This is a genomic window from Bacillus sp. SIMBA_026 (assembly GCF_046535335.1).
GTDB lineage: Bacteria > Bacillota > Bacilli > Bacillales > Bacillaceae > Bacillus > Bacillus velezensis.
Map to the genome: position 1 here is coordinate 1462308 of NZ_JAWRWX010000001.1, position 20149 is coordinate 1482456.

Annotated in this window: 3 protein-coding genes; all 3 read right to left on the reverse strand. The window is 49.9% G+C overall.

Features of this window, described 5'->3' with window-relative positions:
* Positions 1-39 precede the first annotated feature (39 nt).
* Genes SB847_RS07110 through SB847_RS07120 form a run of 3 tightly spaced genes read right to left on the reverse strand, consistent with a single transcriptional unit; the run spans position 40 to position 20148 of the window.
* Positions 40-6255 carry a beta-ketoacyl synthase N-terminal-like domain-containing protein gene (locus SB847_RS07110; protein WP_410561582.1) on the reverse strand — a complete coding sequence of 2072 codons (6216 nt, stop codon included), beginning with the start codon at positions 6253-6255 and terminating at the stop codon, positions 40-42.
* Positions 6252-12407, reverse strand: coding sequence for a type I polyketide synthase (locus tag SB847_RS07115; protein WP_410561580.1), 6156 nt, complete (start codon positions 12405-12407; stop codon positions 6252-6254). The genes SB847_RS07110 and SB847_RS07115 overlap by 4 nt, the downstream gene beginning before the upstream one ends.
* A gap of 22 nt (positions 12408-12429) precedes the next feature.
* On the reverse strand, positions 12430-20148 hold the full coding sequence (locus SB847_RS07120; RefSeq protein ID WP_410561579.1) for an SDR family NAD(P)-dependent oxidoreductase: 7719 nt from the start codon (positions 20146-20148) through the stop codon (positions 12430-12432).
* Between the last annotated feature and the right edge of the window lies 1 nt (position 20149).

The window sequence follows — 20149 nt, forward strand, 5'->3', positions numbered from 1 at the left end:
CGAAGCTTACGAGTAAACCCGGCGGGCGGATATGTGAATTTACGGTCTTGTTTTGGCGGGCTGCTTCAGCATCTCACCATGCACATTCAGTATCTTTTCCTGCAGCTGCAGGAAGCTGTGTTCTGTCATTCCGTCTGCCGAATATAAAACGCCGCAAAATTCAGAAATCGTTTCAGCTGCGCTGTCTTCAGCCAATAACGTCATATGGTTGGATACCGCCACATCCATGATGGCGATGTTTGTCATATGCTCTTCCCACTGGCTCCAATAGTTGACAAAATCAGCGGATAAAATATCAGCCCTGATTGTAAAATACGAATCAAGCTCACCCAAGAAAATACCGTTTTTATTTCGGAAATAATAGCATGTCACCCCGTTCGGATCCGGAAGCGGCAGGAGTTCGTAATCAGTGATTTCGTAAGCGTCCTGAACATTTATATTCTGCCTGATCAGATTTTTCACCAACGCGTCCGTCTTCGTTAACCCCCGCTGTTTGGCTTTTGCTATTAATTGCTCTAAAAATATGTCTTCATGAAGATCGGCATTCAGTTCATCACGATGAATCAAGGTTTCAGATATGCGTTCCGGATGTTGATAGATCGGTGCAAATAAAGCCATGTTCACCGTCTGCAGCATCATATTTTTATCAAATAATTCATCAGGAATGTTTATTTCCCTCGCACCCGCTGAGTCAAAGGAGTCGAGCATGACGATTGACTCAACGGTTTCTCCAGCCAGCTGCAATTGCCGTGTGACTTCATAAGCGAGCATGCCCCCTAATGAATAGCCGCCTACATCGTAAGGACCCCGGGGCTGCACGGTACGTATGAGCTTAACGTAATACTCGGCCATGTTTTTAATGCCGCGGATCGGTTCCCGTTCTGTCATCCATCCTCTTGCCTGAATTCCGTAAAAAGGACGCCCGGTCCGTTCGGCAACAGGCTGGTACAGCTCCACTGCCCCCAGCGCGGAATGAAACCAGAAAATCGGTCTCCCCTTTCCCCCCGGGTTAAGACAGATCAGCTCGGGCGGTTCTTGATCATCTGTCTCTTCTGATATATCGTTTTGTTTCGTATGTTCCCCATGTACTTCCTCAGTGTCTTTTTGGACAGAACCGGTCAGATACCCGGCTAATTTTGCGATTGTCGGATATTCATAGACCAGATTTGCCGTAATAGACGCTTGATAGGCTTTATTAATGGACTGAACCCATTCCACGCCGATAATAGAATCCAGCCCCATATCAATGAATGCCTCATGCTCATCAATATCTTCCGGCTTCAGAAACAGGATGTCCGCAAGGCTTTCTTTGAGCTCTTTGCGCAAAGTGCCGTCAGCGATGCTGGCAAGGGGAGTTTCTGCTTCCGGGATTTGCGGACGTACCGCTGTTTCCTCCGCTTCAGCATACTCAGGTTTCTTTATTTGCCCCGCTATATATTCCGCAAGCTCCTTAAGCGTCGGGTGTTCATACACCTTATTGGCAGTAATCTCAGTGTGGTGCGTTTTATTTACTGTTTGTATCCATTCAACCCCGATAATGGAGTCAAGCCCCATGTCGATGAAAGGCTCATCAGCATCAATATCTTCCGGTGACAAAAATAAAATATCTGCCAGGCTTATCCTCAATTCTTCAAGCAATGTTCTATTGTCTTCGAAAACGGCTTTTTCTGGCTGCTGGACAGAAACAGTACCATCCAAAGGCTGTAACACGATCGGTTTTTGCAATGTCTCCGGTTCAAACGCTCTCATTTCGATTTCAGTTAAAGGAGTCAGAGAAAGCAGCCCTTCATGTTCAGGCTGCGGCGAAGACGGGAGAACGGTTTGCGTTTCAGACTTTTTCATGGCTTGACCTGGTAAAGAACTGTTTACATCAGCCGCCCAATACCTTTCTTTTAAAAACGGGTAGGCAGGAAGCGGCGTTTTATAATATTGCCCTCCGTCAAAAAGCCGTGTAAAAGGAAGATCATACCCTCTGCAAAAAAGGTCAGCGATATGTGCCAGGCTTTCTCTGTACTGTGCGGGCGAAGCCGCCGAGCGGCACTGTTCAATGCATTCCATTCCGAATGTTTTCATTCCGGCTTCTTCTGCCGGCTTCTGATCCTTCAAATTGGACACAAACACACCCGGAAGCTCTCTTTTTACAAGCCACTCCGATAACACCCGCTTCAGTTCGTCCGCACTGCTTACGATACAGGCAAACCGGTGATGTAGATGCTTTCTGCCGAGCAGGAGCGTATAACTTATATTTCCCAGATCGCTGTCTTTGTTCTTGCTGAGTGAATCCAGCAGGCGTTCTGCCTGAATTTCCAGCTGACGCTCCGTCCGCGCAGATAAAGGAATGAGGCAGGCCGGTTTTGCCGGTGACCGGCGCACAGTTTGCGGCGCCTCTTCAATCACAAGATGGGCATTTGTTCCGCTGAATCCGAATGAACTGATGGCGGCTCTGCGCGGTCCATCCGGATTCCGTTCCCACGGTATCAGCTTTTCATTCACAAAAAACGGGCTGTCCGCAAATTGAATATGCTGATTGGCTTGATGAAAATGCAGGGAAGCGGGAATCTGCCGATGCTTCAGCGACAGCAGGATTTTAAACAGTCCGGCCATCCCCGCGGCCGCAGCGGCATGTCCGAGATTGGTTTTCACAGAGCCGATGGCGCAATATCCTTTTTTATCCGTATAGCGGCGGAAAGCGCGCGTTAATGCGCCGAATTCGATCGGGTCGCCCAGTGCAGTGCCCGTTCCGTGAGCTTCCACCATTTGAATGGTTTCCGGATCAATGTGAAAAGTGTCATAGACATGCCGTTCCAATCGTTCTTGAGAAAGCGCGCTTGGGGCGGTTATTCCGTTTGTAGCGCCGTCCTGATTCATTGCGGAGCCTTTTATGACGCCGTACACATGATCTCCGTCACTAACGGCGTCGCTAAGACGTTTCAGCACCACCGCTCCCACGCCTTCACCAGGCACGAACCCGTCCGCGCTTTGATCAAACGTATGGCAGCGTCCGGTCGGTGACAGCATATTCGCCTTATTTGACGACTGATAAAAAGCGGGAGTGGATTGAATGAAAACCCCGCCCGCGACCGCCATTTCCGTTTCTTTCGTCCAGAGCCCCTGACATGCCAAATGAATGGCTGTCAGCGAACTGGAACATGCTGTATCAACAGTGATCGCCGGACCTTGTAAATTTAGGTGATAGGCGATCCTTGCCGGAGTTACGGAATTATGATTGCCCCAAAAAGCCTGCGCGGGCCCCTGCTGTTTAAAAATGGCCTGGTAATCTCCGCCGCAGGAGCCGGCATACACGCCGCATTCCCGGCCTCTTACCGAGTCTCCCGCATATCCCGCATCTTCAAGCGCTTTCCATGATTCTTCCAAAAACAGCCGCTGCTGCGGGTCCATATAGGTCGCTTCACGTCCCGATATATGAAAGAAAACGGGGTCAAAACATTCAATGTCCTCTATAAAACTGCCATACTGGCATTGGCTGTCAGAGACATCCCATCTGTCTGCTTTTTTAATCAGATCCCGTCCGGCGGCTAAGTGTTCCCAAAACTCTTGGAGATTCTCCGATTCAGCAAACCGCCCGCTCATCCCGATAATCGCGATCGGTTCTTTTTCAGGTAACACAGCTGCTGATTTTACTGTATCGGCCGGATCCTTTTGTTCGGGGCGGTACGTCATTTGATACGGCTCAGAAACGCTGATGACGATTTTCCCGATATTTCCGCGGTCATCCAGACAGTGATACGCTTCTTTTATGTCTTCAAAGGAAAAGATTTTTGAGATGACAGGCTGAATGACTCCCTCTTCCGCCAGCCGCTGCAGTTCCAATTGATAATCCTTGACCTGATCCGGATTTTGAAGGGACAGCTTCCGCAAATCCACGCTGTGAAACGATTGATTGTTATGAAGGACGGACAAGTCGACTGATTTAGCGGATTTCAGCGCAGTCATGGCAATTTCGATATATCTTCCGCCCGGCGCCAGGCAATTCATTCCTTTTTGCATGGCATCACCGGCCAGGGTATTAATGACAACATCCACCCCACGGCCGCCGGTCATTCGCATGATTTCCGTTTCAAAATCTTCTTCTAAATAGCAAATGGTATTGTGGACCCCGAGCGAATGCAAATACTCAATTTTTTTCTGTGATCCGGCCGTGGCATATATTTCCGCGCCGATATGCCGGGCCATTTGCACCGCGATCAGCCCCGTTCCTCCCGTCGCGGTCTGAATTAATATTTTTTCGCCTTTTTTAAGTCCGGCTTTCCGGAAGGCGTCTATCATTGTCACCGCCACGGTGGGAAGAGCGCATGCTTCTTCAAAGGTCAGCCGGACCGGTTTATGATAGACTTGATGTTCTTTACATGTGATGAGATTCGCCTGAGATCCAAATTCCTCTCCCATGCCGACAATCACTTCATCACCTGGAATGACGGATGTTACATGCCTCCCTGTCTTGATCACGACGCCGCTTGCTTCAAATCCCGGAGTGAACGGATAAGGCGGCATCGTCGGGTACAGCCCTCTGACACAAAGCAAGTCTCCGAAGTTTAAAGAAAAGGCGCGGACGGCTATTTGAACTTCGTCATCTTTTGTCTCGGGCACTTCACTGCGGGCAATCGTCAGATCTTCAATGCCGCCCGGACGGTCAATCACAACCCGGAACATTCCCGAGTCATCGGACTTTGCGAAAGAAGGCGGCATACGTTCTTGTTTCGGTTTCTGATAACCGTTTTCCTTTCTTTCCGTCTGCAGAGGTTTTTCAGCAGGCCGTTCTTCCTGAAGCGCCGGGCGGATTTTCGCTCTTTCGGTCTCCAGAGATGAGGCTATGATAGTTTCGTATTCTTCCGAGATATAACCGGTCAGCAGTTTCACATGATAGTAATCAAATAAAATCGTTGTCTGCAGTGTAAGATTCAAACGCTTATTAATCTCGTTAATCACATTGACGGCCAGAATGGAATCAATGCCGTATTCAGAGAAATTCAGTTCTTCCTGAATATCCTCTTCTTTCATTTTTAATACATCGGCAATACTTGTTTTGATGACTGAGCGGACATGGGAAGCGACCGATTCCCCATCAGCCTTAACAGCTTGATGCTCCTCTGGCGCGCGGCTGCGGGAAACAGGCTGTGCGGTCTTTCGGAAAACTTCGGCCGGGGCGGCGTATGGCTTTCTGCCGTCTCTGATCCCTTGCATCCGGACGAGTCCGTCACTCTCAGCTGCGATAATCTGCTGACCTAAATCATGAGCCGTTTCAGCAGGGAAACAAACCGCTCTGTATCCTTCCGAATGCAGCACACGCTCCCACGATTTTGGATATAAGCCGGGACTTCCCGGAATCCGAAGCTCAGCATCCTCATAGGACCACCAGCCGTCAAGCAGCCCGAAGGTTAAATGGGTAAAAACAGAACGATCGCTGATTTCGTTTATCAGAATCATCCCGTTGTATTTCAGGAGCGCTTTCAGACGGCGCAGTGTCAAACCGATATTTTTAGTGGCGTGAAGCACATTGGCGGCGATGACAATATCGTAAACACCCGTTTTGATATTTTGTGATTCGCAAGGCTCCTCCGCATTAAACAAGGCCGTTGTCAAATACGGCACATCAGGTCCGTATTCCTGTTCGGCATGCATTAAAAAAGCTTTAGAAACATCCGTATAACAATATTCCGCAATCTGTTTTGCGAATGGTTTCAGTTTCGTAAACAGCATGGCGCTCGTTCCGCCCGTCCCGGCCCCTACTTCTATCAGCCTGATGCGGGCATCGGGGTGTTCTGTAAGATAGGCTTTCAGGTAAGCGGCCGCGGAATCTGCTAACACTTCATTAAAAAAATCCGCGACAGGATTATGCTTATAAACACCTTCAACGAGCCGCATTGATGAATCGGGAAATACGATATCCGTAGCCGGACGTTCTCCTTTTAAAATGGAAGGCATCGCTTTTATCGTCGCCTCGGCCAATTCAGCTTGCGCAAGCTCCCCATTGGGAAGCAGGCGTTTATGGGCATTCCACTCATTCCAGACTGTGCGGCTGTCCTGACGCTGATCCGTGAGGAGGGTGATCGTGTATCCGTCATACGCGATATATCCGTTTTCTTTTAATAGATTCAGGCTTTCTTCCAGCCATCTGCCGTATGTGCCGATCACGCCGGCGCTCCGCATCGATGCTGCAGGTGTAGTGACAGGCTCGCTGAAAAAGCCGATTGACTGTAATTGGTAAAAGAGCAGTTTGCAAAGAAGGCTGTTCATATGCGCAACTCCATTTCTCGTTTTAAAGTCTCAAGCCGTTCATTCCGATCCGGATTTTGCCGCTTGACGCTTTCCATAAATGAAGGCTTCGGGCCGGATACAACCGATATTGCATCTTGATCCGTCAGTGCGGCTAAGCCGTGCGGAGCAGCTTTGATGAATGCCGCTTGACTGAACGGTTCTGATAGTAAGACTTCCAGCGCCTCCATTGCTTCATCGGGTTCAATAGAACCGATCCCTGACGCCTCCATCCGTTTTCTGTAAGACGGGTCTGATACAACGCCCAGACTGCCCCAATATCCCCAATTCATGACTTTCACTTCACAATCAAGAAAGGAAGCGATATGGCGGGCAAAGGCGTCTTGAAATGTACACCCTGCCGCATAGTTGCTTTGCCCGGCATTTTTTGTGAAAGAATTAACGGATGAGAAAAACAGCACAAAATCAAGCGGTTCTCCCTTAAAAGCTTCGATCATTCGGACGCTCGTATTCACCTTAGCTGAAAAAGCGTTTCTGAAAGAAGCTTCATCCATATTGGCCATACTTTTGTCGGCAAGCGTTATCGCGGAATGGATGACTCCCGTTATATTGCCGTATTGCTCTCTTACGGAACGGACGGCAGCCTTAAGCGCTGCGGCATCTTGAGCATCAGCCTGTATATAATGCGGCGCGGGGCCTGATAGCGCCAGCCTGTCTATTTTGCTCTGAATCTCCTGATCCTTCGGCCGCCTGCCGATCCATATCATCCGTGCCTTGTAACGGGTGATCATGTATTTGCTCCATGCTTCTCCGATGCCGCCCGCTCCGCCGATGACAGCATAAACGCCGCCTTCTCTGTACGACATACGCGGAGCGGAACTTGTCAGCACCCGGACTGTTTTTTGCTTGTGCCAAGCTCCGTTACGGTACGCGGCAGCATTTCCGTCCGGATCTGGAGGGAGGCGCCAGATGTTTTTCATTTCAGACGAATCACTGCCTTCTTCTGCATCAATCAGCCTGATGTCCCAGTTCGGATATTCTTTTGCCAATGAACCGATCAAACCGTGTACACCTGCATGCTCAGGCTGCGGCAGATCACCCGGATACACGCACTGTGTCTGCCGGGTGACCGCCGTAAAGCTGATGTTTCGGTTTCCATATCCGAGTGACAGCAGCGCTTTGATGAAACGGAAACATTGAATCACCCCATTCTCCTGCTCATCAAGCATTTCCTGACTGACGGATGCGGGTGCGAAACGATCCGGCGCAATCCATAAGAAATGGCGGATATCTTGATACCCGGCTGTCAATTTACGTAATGTTTGCTCGCTTGAATGCTCCGGCGTCTCCGCCAGATGGGCGCGGGGCCACATTTTTGCCGCAGCCTTTATGGTATTTCCCGGCTTTCCAATGATCAGCAATTGTTCCTGATCAACCGCTCGATTTTCTTCCAGGGAAAAGAAAGTTTTGTCCCAAACAGGGGCAAGCATCGCCGTCTGAACTTCCTGCCGTTTGCTTTCGGTTTGGTTTGTCTGCCGGACCGCCCGGCAGGAGAAGCCTGTCAATCTCATACAAACAGCGCCGTTTTCATCACATAAATCAATATCCAGCGTCAGCGCTCCGTTATCTGACCGATCGCTCTGTTTGCGGACAAGCGCCCACATCGTTTTCTGAGTCGGCTGAAATATTTCTGCCTGCCTCAGGGAAAACGGCAACATCGGAGTATCTCCGGCAGTATCTGAACCGGCACCCAATGACGCCTGAAACGCGGCATCTAAAAGACTCGGGTGGATGACAAACTGATCGGCGGTACTGTCTGCCGATTCCGGCAGCGACAGCCGGGCTGCAGCGCCCCTCTCTCCGATCATCAGCTGATTAATTCCTTGATGGCTCGGCCCGTATATCATATCCGCATGCCGGAAAGCCTGATAAACCTCATCAGACGTCATAACCGATTGGCTGCAGCCGGACAGCCAGCCCTCTAAGTGAACTGACGGAACCGCTGCTATCTCTCCTGATACCGCGGTTCCTTTACTGTATAAAATCCGTTCTCCCCCGGGTTCTTCCGATAGGCTGTAAATCGTAAATTCAATGTCTTCATTTTCCTTAAGGATAAGGCTGATATGGACTTCTACATCCGTCCCCTTATGAACGACAGGCCTCATCCATATGAGATCTTTCAAATACATTCCTTTACGTCCGTCCGGCAAAGCGTATGCGGCACGCTCAACGGCCGCCCTGACCATTTCGATCACGGCGGCTCCCGGGAGCACTTTCTCCCCATTGACTGTGTGATCAGTGAAAAAGAATTCCCGTCCGGTAAAAACGGATGTGAATTTCAGCTCCCACAGATCGGATGTGTTTTCATGAAGCAGCGGATGGATCACCGTTTTGCCGTCATCCCTTTTTGAAACCGCCTCGGCTTCATCTTGAATCCAGCATCTGACCTTTGCAAACGGATAGGCGGGAAGGCTGATTCTCCGGGGTTTTTGTCCCGAATATAACAAGTTCCAGTCCACATCGACTCCCTGCACCCACATGTTCAGCAAATGACCGTACTTTCTCTTTTTCAGCCATTTGACCATGGCTTCCTGCAAATCTTCATCAGATTCAAACACAGCAACTGTCTCATGATTTCGCTTCGCCCGCCCCCTGTAAAGATGCGGTGCGTTTTCATTTTCCAAGTACGATCTGAGCTTGTCCTCCAGCTCCTTAAGGGAGTCCGCAATGAGAGCCAGCCGCTCATCCATCGCTTCCCGCCCCGCTTGTAAAGTATATGCGACATCAAATAAGTCCGGCTGATCCGTATGCTTCTTTTGAAGAAAAGCAAGAAGGCGCTCCGCATATTCTGTCAGACGCTCCCCGTTTTTCGCAGACAGCAGAATGACAGCCGGCTCTTGGCTGCTGATTGCTTGTTTGACAGGAGCCTCATATTCTTCAATAATGATATGCGCGTTAGAACCGCCCGCACCAAAGCTGCTGATCCCCGCCCTGAGCGGCTGTTCTTCTCCGTCTGCGGCAATCCGTTTCCAATCTGTTAATTCCCGGCAGACGGAAAACGGCCCTTCGTCAAATTGGATATTCGGATTTAAAACATCCGCATGCAAAGATGGGGCGATTTGTTTGTGCTTCATCTGCAGCAGCACTTTTGTGACAGCGGCGATGCCTGCTGCCGATTCCCCATGTCCGATATTTGATTTGACAGACCCGATGAGACATGTTTCAGGAACATCACCGAATGCATCGGTTAAAGCCCGGATTTCAATCGGATCGCCTAATTTTGTCCCTGTCCCGTGCGCTTCCACATAGCTGATCTGGCCCGGAGATACCCCCGCCTCCTGTAAAGCTTGAGAAATAACTTCGCTCTGCGCCTTGGGGTTCGGTACGGTGTAACCGCTCGCTCTTCCGCCGTGATTAATGGCAGCTCCCTTAATGACGCCGTAAATCCGATCTCCGTCTTGTACGGCGTCTTCTAAACGTTTAAGAAGCAGCACCCCGACCCCTTCTGCCGGAATATAGCCGTCACCCCCGGCGCCGAAACTCCCGCAGTGTCCTTTAGATGAGATGAACTGCCCCTGGCTCAGCATGAAGTACTTGTTAGGATGAACGGTGAGATTCACTCCGCCGGCAAGCGCCGCGCGAATTCGATGATCCCGCAGATCCCGGCACGCCATGTACAATGAAGTCAGAGAACCCGAACACATCGTATCGACCGAAATGCTCGGCCCTTGAAAATCACAAAAATAGGAGACACGGTTAGCAATGGATGAAATCCCGCCGGGGAGCCCGATATGCCGTCCTTTCACTCCCGCTTCAGCCGCGAATAGCGGGTATTCCTGATACATGACACCGGCATACACACCTACCTGACGGCCCAGTTCAGGTGATGTCCTCGTATATCCCGCATCCTCCATCGCCATCCACGCATGCATTAAAAACAGCCGTTCCTGAGGATCAAGGTGTTCCGCTTCACGGGGGGAAATCTTAAAGAACTCAGGATCAAAATCGGCGATCCCGTCAATGAATCCGCCCCATTTGCTGTAGATCGCTCCCGGCGCCGTCCGGTCCTCGGAAAAGTAATGTTCCCATTTCCAGCGGTCTTTCGGAATTTCGGTAATACAATCCTTTCCTTGTTTGAGATTTTCCCAAAACGCATTGATATCATCGGCCTGCGGATACTTGCCGGAAATTCCGACAATGGCAATATCCAGCGGGTTTCCTTTCGTTTTCTGACGGCTTTGATTCCCGGACGGGGCAAAAGACGCATTTTCAAGCCGATTTGGCTGAAGCACTTCTTTCACAGACGCGTTTTTCAATTCCGCCAGCTGTTCTCCGGTATGGCTGAGGACTGCGGCGTCAAATGAGAGAAATCCGTCTTTTTTATGTTTGATTGTATTCACCACATAGACAGTATCAGACATGACAGGTCCGTAAAGCGTCAGCCTCTCAATCATGAGCGGGACGTGAATCCGCTTTTTCAGCTGCAACTCTTCTTCACCGAGCGACATATAACAAGAATTCAATATAAGCGGATCAAATGCAAAGTGATGCAGATCGCCCTTCTCTTTTTTCCCTGATAAGTCCAGCTGCAATAAAAAGGAGCTCTCACTCATTTTGTATCCCGCCGTTACCGTTTTCAGCATCGGGCCTATCGTGAAGCCGGCAACCGAATCGTACAGACGGGAAATGACATCCGGCGCCACCTTTTGTGCATGCGACTTCATTTGTTCAACGTCATATGATTTTTTCACGGGTGCCTCTATACCTCTGCTTATTTCTCCTTCGGCACACGTCTTCCGGCTTTCTTTACCGGAGACAGAGCAGCTTGCGGTAAAGCGTTCGGCACTCTTTTCTGCTGCAAATGAAATGTCAACATGTGCGGCCTCTCCCGGCTCCAGCGTGACGGGCCCGCCCGTAAAACGGATATCTTTCAGCTCGGCGGGATACGTGCCGGAATGAGACGCTCCGGATGCTTCTAGCACCAGACACGGATACACTACACCCATCAGTGCCGGTTTGCCGAAAACCAGATGATCCTGAAGAAATGCTTCATGTTCATAGAAAGTAAATGTCTGACTGCCTGATTGCGTTTCAGAAACCGGTGCTGCATTCGCAACAAGGCCGGAAGGTTCATCTGTTCCTTTTGTTTTTATGTCTTCAAGCAGCTCGAATATACTGCTGCATTCAAATAAAAGAGTCGGATTCAGCCGCAGATCAAACGCCTCTTCGATGTCTTTAATAATGGCCAGAAGCTGTGACGATTCAAGACCTAATTCAAAAAACACGGTGTGCGCATCATTTCTTGTGACAGGACGGCCTACGTATGTTGAGAAAATGCGGTATAAGGTTTCCTCCATCTGCTGAACGCCTGGTATCAGCTGCCGGTCTGTCCGCACCTTTTTGGCTGTCAGGCCGAGCAGTGAAGCAATATGTGCACCGTTGATGTTGTAAAAGTCAATATCCATTTTCACCATTTCAGACGGCGTGCCGGACTTTTTCGAAATCACCGCGTAACAGCGCTCCGTAACGGTTTCAGCGGCAATAAACGAATCATAATAAATCGGTAAAAACAAACCGGCGCCTGCAGCTGTCTGCAATACGCCGGAGGCCATGGCGGCACCGTCCATCAGCGCGGGATGAAAGAGAGCGCCGGGGAGATTTTCCTGGCATGAATCAGACAGCCGAATATCAAGGAAACATTCCCCTTCATTTGCATAGATCTCTCCCTCCGGCTTCATCAGCCCGTCATGCGACAGTCCGCGGCTTCTCGCGTCTTCGTAAACCGTATGCAAAGAGACTGATGGAAGTGCGGCTTGTTGTTTTTTCTCCTCTGCGTCAAGGCGCCTATCTGATGAGAAGACTCCTTCATGCACCTCCGCTGATAAGAAAACCGTCCCGGAATCCGCCCCGCAAATCGAGGCTGTCCAGAACTCCTTTTCTTTACTGAATATGACACTCACATCAAGCCGCTCTGACCGCTTCACTGATAAAGGATGATAAATGGTCACCCGTTTCAGACAGATGGAACGGAATGAAAGATCGAGGCTTTGCTTTGCCAGCTGATACAGCATATCAATATAGGCCAGACCGGGCATGACAGATTCGCCGTGAACAAGATGGTTTTTCATAATGGGATGTTCTGCCGTCAGGCGCAGATTCACTGTTTTTTTCATGGTTAGTCCCCTTTTAAAAACGTCACGTTGTCACCTGCCAAAACGAGTCAGCAGGTGCAGTGCTTGTCTCTGCTTTTTTCTCATATTTCTTTAAAAGATCCGCAATGTCTGTTTTTTCATTACTTGTTTTTTCCACTTCATTCTCCGTGCTGTTCCAGCCGCCCAAAAGGGGGTAGTGTTTTTTTCTGAATTCCGGCGGCTGAGGCGCCCGGTGATGTTCCCGCTGCCTTTCACCTCTGTATTCTTCAACGAGGATATGAGCATTTGTCCCGCCGTCAGGAAATGAACTCTGAGCTGCGACGCGGGGTTTCTTCTCTGAATGCCAATCAACGGGTTCACGATTAAAATGAATACGCGACGCTTCAAAGTCATAATGTTCAAATGGCTCACGCGCTGATAAGAAAGGCGGAATCCGCTTATGATAGACGCTCAGCACACATCGGATGAAGCCCGCAAGACCTGAAGACAGAAGCAAATGCCCTACATTCGGTTTCACCGATCCGATCCGGCAGGGCAGAAGCGTTTTCCGGTTCAGCTGATAGACATCTGAGAGCGCCTTGATTTCCACCGAATCAACGATTGGGGAACCGCCTCCGTTCACTTCTATATATCCAATGTCTTCGGGCGACTTTTCCGCCATGTCAAGCGCAGTTTGAATGGCGTCTCTCTGCGCTCTTATATTCGGTGAACCGGGACCGAGCGTCCGGCCGTCATTGTTTACCGAGACGGCTTTTATGACGCCGTAAATACGGTCTCCGTCCCGCACCGCATCGCTCAATCGTTTGATAAAAACCGCCCCCGCTCCTTCTCCGAGCACTTCTCCCGCTGATTCACGGTCAAATATATGAAACACGCCGTTCTCATTTAAAATATGGCGTGCTCCGAATAACCGGTGCGCGGACGGAGATAAGAGCAGACTCACCGAACCGACTAAGGCCGCGTCAATCCTTCCGGCTAAAAGGGCGTCTTTTGCAAAGGACAGCCCGATCAGCCCTGAGGAACATGCTGTATCCACGACAAGGCTCGGCCCTGTGACATTCAAAAATCGTGAAATGTTGGCCGCCAAATAGTTTTGCCCCGCCCCCAAAATCGGGTTAGGCGCCTGCAGGATATGTTCCATACCGGCTGAAGGCTGCGCCCTGCCGCCGATGTACACGCCGACTTTCCGGCCCGATAAATCCTTTTGGCCGTACCCGGCATCATTTACGGAATGAACCGCTTCTTCTATTATGATCCGCGCCTGCGGGTCCATAATTGCCGCGTCTTTTTCAGAGATGCCGAAAAAGCCTGCATCAAACATGTCGATATCATCAATCCACCCCGCATAATCCTTTGCATTTGCTGTTGCATGCCAGCGCGATGCGGGGACAGGCCGAATGGCGGTGTTTCCTTTCATCAGCAGCTCCCAAAAAGCATCCGTTCCGCCCGCCCCCGGAAAACGGCAGGACATACCGACGACGGCAATATCGTCTTCGGTATCCGCTTTCGGCTTTATGGATGTTCTCTCTTCAGCGGCGGCGGTTAAATCAGGCTGGACGTCCCTGTCTTGAACGAAACCATTTTCTTTTGTCACAAAATCGGCTTCATGATGCGCTGCGAAATAGTCAACCATTTCTGTAATCGTTTGATATTGAAGCATTAAGGACGGTGTTAACTTTATGCTGATCCGTTTTTGCAATGATTGAACCAATTCCGCAAAGAGTATTGAGTCAATCCCGTATTCATCAAACGGCATATCATCTTTTATCTGCTCATCCGTCATTTTCAGTTCTTCACTGAAGACTGTGCGCACCCATTGACGAATCATATCCTTCACCTTTTGGTCACCGGCAGTGCTTTTTTTCACGGGAGCTTCAGATTTCTTCACCTTCAGAAGATCACCAAAATCAGCCTCACTGTCTTCTGGAACACAAGGAATTCCGCAGCTTTGTCCGTTTAAAATGATGTAATCTAAAAACTTCAGTCCGTCTTTGGCAGACAGCCTGGAAAGTCCTGATTTTTGATAAGCAGGTGTTTCCGGCAGGCCTTCAGCCATGCCGGTTTCTTTCCAGACGGGCCATTGAACGGCTTTAACAAACACGTTTCCTTTACCTGCTTGATGATTTGCAAAAGAGTCCATAAATGAATTAGCCATCGCGTAGTCACTTTGCCCCGCAGCAAGCGTAGGGATCAGGCCCGAAACGGATGAGAACAAAATAAAAAACGACAGCGGCTCATTCTGAACGGCTTCATAGAGACCGCGAAGCCCTGTTACTTTCGGCGTGCAAACGCTTTCGATTTCAGTTTCGGTTTTGTTATAAAAAGCGGGGTGTTCTCCCATTGCACCCGCGCAATGAAAAACGCCGGTAATCGGTCCCATCGTGCCGCGGATGCTGTCCATCATGTTCCTGAGCCCCTTTTGATCCGTAAGAGAAACGCTGTAATAGCGGATCTCCGCGCCCCGCTCGGCTAACCTCTGCATCCGCTCGGCTTTTTCCGGGAGAATGCCGTCCTTTTTCATGTCTGCCCACTCTGAGGAATCGGGAAGCGGCTCCCGCCCCATGATGACCAGTTTCCTGCATCCGCGTGAAACGGCATGCTCCGCCGCAATTGCGCCGATCCCGCGCGATCCGCCCGTTATTAACAGCACATCATCAGACGAATAGGAAAGCTCAGGCGCCGCCGAAACATTCATACCCTGCTTCAGAAACGGCACATAACGGCGATTCAGCCTGTAGCAGCATTCACTGCCGCTTTTGGCCCGCGGCTGTAAAAATTCAGTCTCAATCTGTCTGCTTAATTCTTCTGTATGCTCAATCGCACAATCGCTATCTATCGTAAAAGAATGAATGTTGGCATACTCAGCGCCCAGCATCCGGTACAGCCCCGCCGTTTTCGCCCCTTGCATCAGAGGTTTACTTTCCTTGAAAGGCTGGAGGCGGTGTGTCACTTGGCTGAACACAGCGCCGCTATGACGGAATGATTCAAGAGCCTGCTGTAAAAAGACAAGCTTTCCGTGTTCTATCTCTTCCTGCCGTTCATATTCCGCATCATATGCGGTTATGTCGACGATCCCAAGTATCTGTTTGTTTTGAAGAGACTCCCGCACTCTGCCGTAAAGGTTTCGCCCCGATGCGGCGGCGTAATAATCGGCGCCGTCTTTTGCCTGATGGATGAAACAGATCGTTTCAATATGGCTGTTTCCTTTAAAAAGAGCATCGGCCAATCGGCGCGTCTTATCCGTTGCAAGTATCATTACTGTTCCTGATAACGCTTCAGATTCCGCCGGATCTTGCTGCTTCCAGTCTTTTTGAAGAATGATCTTTTGGTTTTCCACCGATTCGTCTGTCTGTTTCCGGATATCCGCAGGCACAGGCACCCAATACCGCTCCTTCGCGAACGGATATACAGGAAGGCTGACCCGTTTCGGCTTCTCTCCTTCGTATAACAGGCTCCAGTCAACGGCGGCTCCTTTTGCCCACTCAGTGAGCAATCTGGAATATTGCTTGTTTTTCAACAGCTCGGCCATTCCACTTGATGAAATATCATCTTGAGCACGTCCGCGGAAACATCCTTCAATTTCTGTTTTCCGTTCAAGCACATCCTTCAGTTTCGCTTGCAGACCGCAAACGGAAGTAACGATAAATGCCAGCCGTTCAGGCATCGCTTCTCTGCCAGCTTGAAGCGTGTAGGCCAGGTCTTTAAGGTTGACTTCTTTTTCCCGTAAAAAGCGGTCATACCGTTTGACATATTCTAATAGGCGTTCTTCATTTTTTGCCGAAAGCAGAAACAGAACCGGCTCGTCTTCCCTTATATTCACCGATTTCTTTTCAGCCTGTGGCGGCAGATATTCTTCTATGACAAAATGGGCATTGCTCCCGCTGGCGCCAAAAGAACTTAAACCCGCTCTTCTCGGCTGGTCAGAATGTGACGGCCGTTCCCATTCTTCCAGCCGGTCCGCCACATAAAACGGCGTGTCCGGAAACGGAATATGGGGATTCAGCGTGTCCGCGTGCAATGACGGAAAGATTTCTCCATGCTTCAGCTGCAAAAGCACCTTTGTTAATCCGGCGATTCCGGCGGCTCCTTCTAAATGGCCGATATTTGATTTGGCAGAGCCGATGGCGCAAAACCGCTTCTTATTTGTCCATTTGCGGAATGCGCGGCTCAGCCCTTCAATTTCAATCGGATCACCCAGAGACGTGCCTGTTCCGTGGGCTTCAATATAGCTCAATGTCTCCGGATCAACGCCGGCACTCTGAAAAGAATCTGTAATGACTTCCGCCTGTGATGCCGGATCAGGCACGGTCAAACCGGATGTTTTTCCGACATGGTTTAAAGCGGAGCCTTTTATGACGCCATATATCGGACAGCCCATTCTTTCCGCTTCTTGAACGGTTGTCAGTAACACCGCGCCGACGCCTTCTCCCGGCACATAGCCGTCACCGCCGTCGGCGAAGCTTTTGCAGACGCCTTCTGAAGACAGAAATCCGGCATTCGCCAAAAACGCATATTTATGCGGGTGTGTGACCGCATTCACACCCCCGGCAAGGGCGAATTCGCACTCCCCCCTTTTAATGCTTTCACATGCCAAATGTATGGATGTGAGCGAAGAAGAGCACATCGTATCAACAGCCATTGACGGTCCTGTAAAGTTCAGGCAGTGAGACACAATATTCGGAACAGAGGCAGGCGTTACGCCCATAGACAGCGGTGTGCCCCGCTGTGTAATTTCAGCCCCGAACAGCTCATAATGGCTCCAAAACACACCTGCGAATACCCCGACGCGTTTTCTTTTTTGCGAAGATGGCCCGCGCGCCGTTCTGTCCTGATAAAAACCGGCATCTTCACAAGCTTCCCAAGCCGTCTCTAAAAACAGCCGCGCCTGCGGGTCCATCATTTCAGCCTGGCGCGGAGTCAGATTGAAAAATAGCGGATCAAAGCTGTCTATGCGATCTAAAAATCCTCCGTAACGGTAGAACTGATCTGCTTCATATGAGAAAGAATAACCTTTCCATCTGTCTTTCGGCATTGTTGTGATGCAGTCTTTACCTGAGCGCAGATTTTGGTAAAATTCATCGATGCTTCCCGCTTGCGGATATCTTCCCGCCAATCCGATTACCGCAATATCGTGCTCTTCTGTGTGTCTCTCTTGTTTTCGGCTCCTTCTCTTGACAGCTGCATGGGATAATGAAGAGCGGTTCTTGTCTGCCACCTGATCCAATCGGCCCATGCTTTCAGTTACAGCCGGCTCCTTCCCGTATAAAATAACAGATTGCAGCTTGCCGAGTCGCAGCATATATTCAAGTGAAGCCATCCCTTCCCCAGTCGGAAGCGGGCTGGTGCCGGTTGCATCATTCATGATCTCTTTCATCAAGCTGTCAACCTGCATGCCGCCATCTTCCCAAAGCGGCCAGTTGATCGTCATAGAAGCCCCGGTCCGTTCGCCTTTTTCCGCTTTGCAATCGCGATATTTCATATATTCATCCATAAAAGCGTTCGCTGCGGCATAATCTGTCTGGCCCGCATTTCCGGCCAACGCCGAGAATGAGGAAAATACGGCGAAAAATTCAAGCGGTTCATGCCGTGAAGCTTCGTCCGTATGAATCAGGCCGCTGATTTTCGGCAGAAACACCTGCTTCAAGTCAGAACTGTCTTTTTGGATGATAAATTGATCTTTTAAAACACCGGCGCAATGAAAAATACCCGTCAGCCGGCCGAAGGTTTCTGTAATCTGAGCAAATGCCCGCTCTGTTTCGGTTTTATTGCCGATGTCCGCTTGAACGTAAAGAACTTCTGCGCCCAATGCTTTCAGTCTGCTGATCTTCTCAGACTGTTCCGGCGAACGGCCGATGAGTGCGAGCTTCACTTTTTCTTTTTCTGCAAGGTGACGGGCAAGCAGAAATCCAAGACCGCCGAGGCCTCCTGTAATGACATATACGCCGTTTTGTTTCCAAGGAGACTGTGTCTGCCCGTCCAGTTTCTCAATACGTTCGAACAATCTGATCTGCCGCATATTGTCTTTATACCGAATGTCTGTGCAGCCTGCATAAGAGCAGTCTGCTTCTGTTCTAATGATTGCGGCCGTCTCACTTGGCAATCTCTCATTCTTGTCACAGAAGGTGATCACCTGAGTGCGAAGAGCCGGATTTTCCAGATGTGCCGTTTTCAGCATAGCCCCGAGAGCGGAAGAAAATGCCGCTCCATTCTCAACGGCGCATACAAGCTGAATCAATGTATGTTCTTTCGGATGGTCTGTCAGTTCCCGTTTGAGCATACGAAATATGCGCTCGGCATCTGCTTCAAACTGCTCATCTGCAACCTCATGCTCCCTTTTCAGTTCTATCACTTCCGCTTCCGGGCAATGTGCGCCGAGTTCACCGGTGAGACGGGGTCCTGCATCGGCAGCGATAAGGAGATGACGGGTGTGTTTTTGCCTGTTCTGCACCGCCGTTTCCAGCGGATGATCTTTCCAGGCGGGTTCAAAAAACAGAACCTCATCAGCGATGTCAGCATCTGATGTATGCCGTTCTTCGGCCGAATCTTTCAGCACACAGCCCGCTTCATTGATAAGGTAATCCGCAAGGCGGCGGACAGATGAATATTCAAAAAGCAGAGTCGGATAAAACTGCTGCTGAAAAGTCTGCTCTAATATCTTTACAAGCTTCAGCAAATGCGCCGAGTCAAGCCCCATATCATAAAAGCCTTTCCGCACATCAATATCCTGTGCCGGACGATTGATCAACCTGGCGATTTCCGACTTTATGTAAGTCACCATGTTTTGGTCCGGCGTTTGCTGTTCAGGCACGTCTTCTGCGGCCACAGGACTTTCGGGCTCTCCACGGCCGCTTCTGTTCTGCTGAGGCGGCTTCTCTTTGTCTATCAGATGGGTAATCATATTCGCTTGTCTGACCCTTTTCACTGTCAGTTTCTCACATTCGGCCAATACGTTCCCTGCCCTGTCGTAAATCGTGAAGTCGGCCGAATAAACATCAGGTTCGCTGTCTGATGCGCCGCTTTCAGTGCGGCTGTTTTTCGCAGAATAAGTGTAAATCGTTTTCGGAAACGGCTGATGTATGCAAAAACGATTGATCATAAAAGGAATATAAGGTGTGTCATTCTGCTTTTGGGCCGACAATGCAAAGGAAGAGCCGGCAAGGGTGGACGCATCTAAAAAAGCCGGATGCGCCTTAAATTTCTCCCGGAATCCTTCAGCCAAATCACTCAGAGTGAGCTCTATTAATTCTTCTTTATCCTGAAGCTGATAAACGGCCCCTTCATTTTTCATAAACTCGCCATGCTCAATATGGCTTCTTCTTGCAATTCCGTAAATGTCATGCATGTCCCATTTTCGGCTTGCGTTTTTCATGAACGCTTCAATATTCAGTTCTTTTGCCCGGGGCGTGTCTTCTTGCAAATAAAGCTGGCATTCCATATTCTCATCCCGGTTTCCGCCAAGCGGTGTGCCGTTTTTTGCTTTTTCGCTAGTGATCTCAACTTTCCAGCTGTCACGCGCCGGCGTAAAGGTCACATACAGGTGTTTATCAAACTCTTCAGATGTTACAACAGGCTGCTTAAAAATAATCTGTCTTAATTCTATAGGCCGTTCACCGAGGTAACCGGCGGCGAGCCGATACAGCATATCTATTAAAGTCACGCCCGGGAGAACGCGGATTTGATGAACGCGATGATCCCGGACGATATAATTCGTATGGCTGATTTTCTGCAGGAACGTTTTGACTTGATCGGTGGCAACTGCCAAT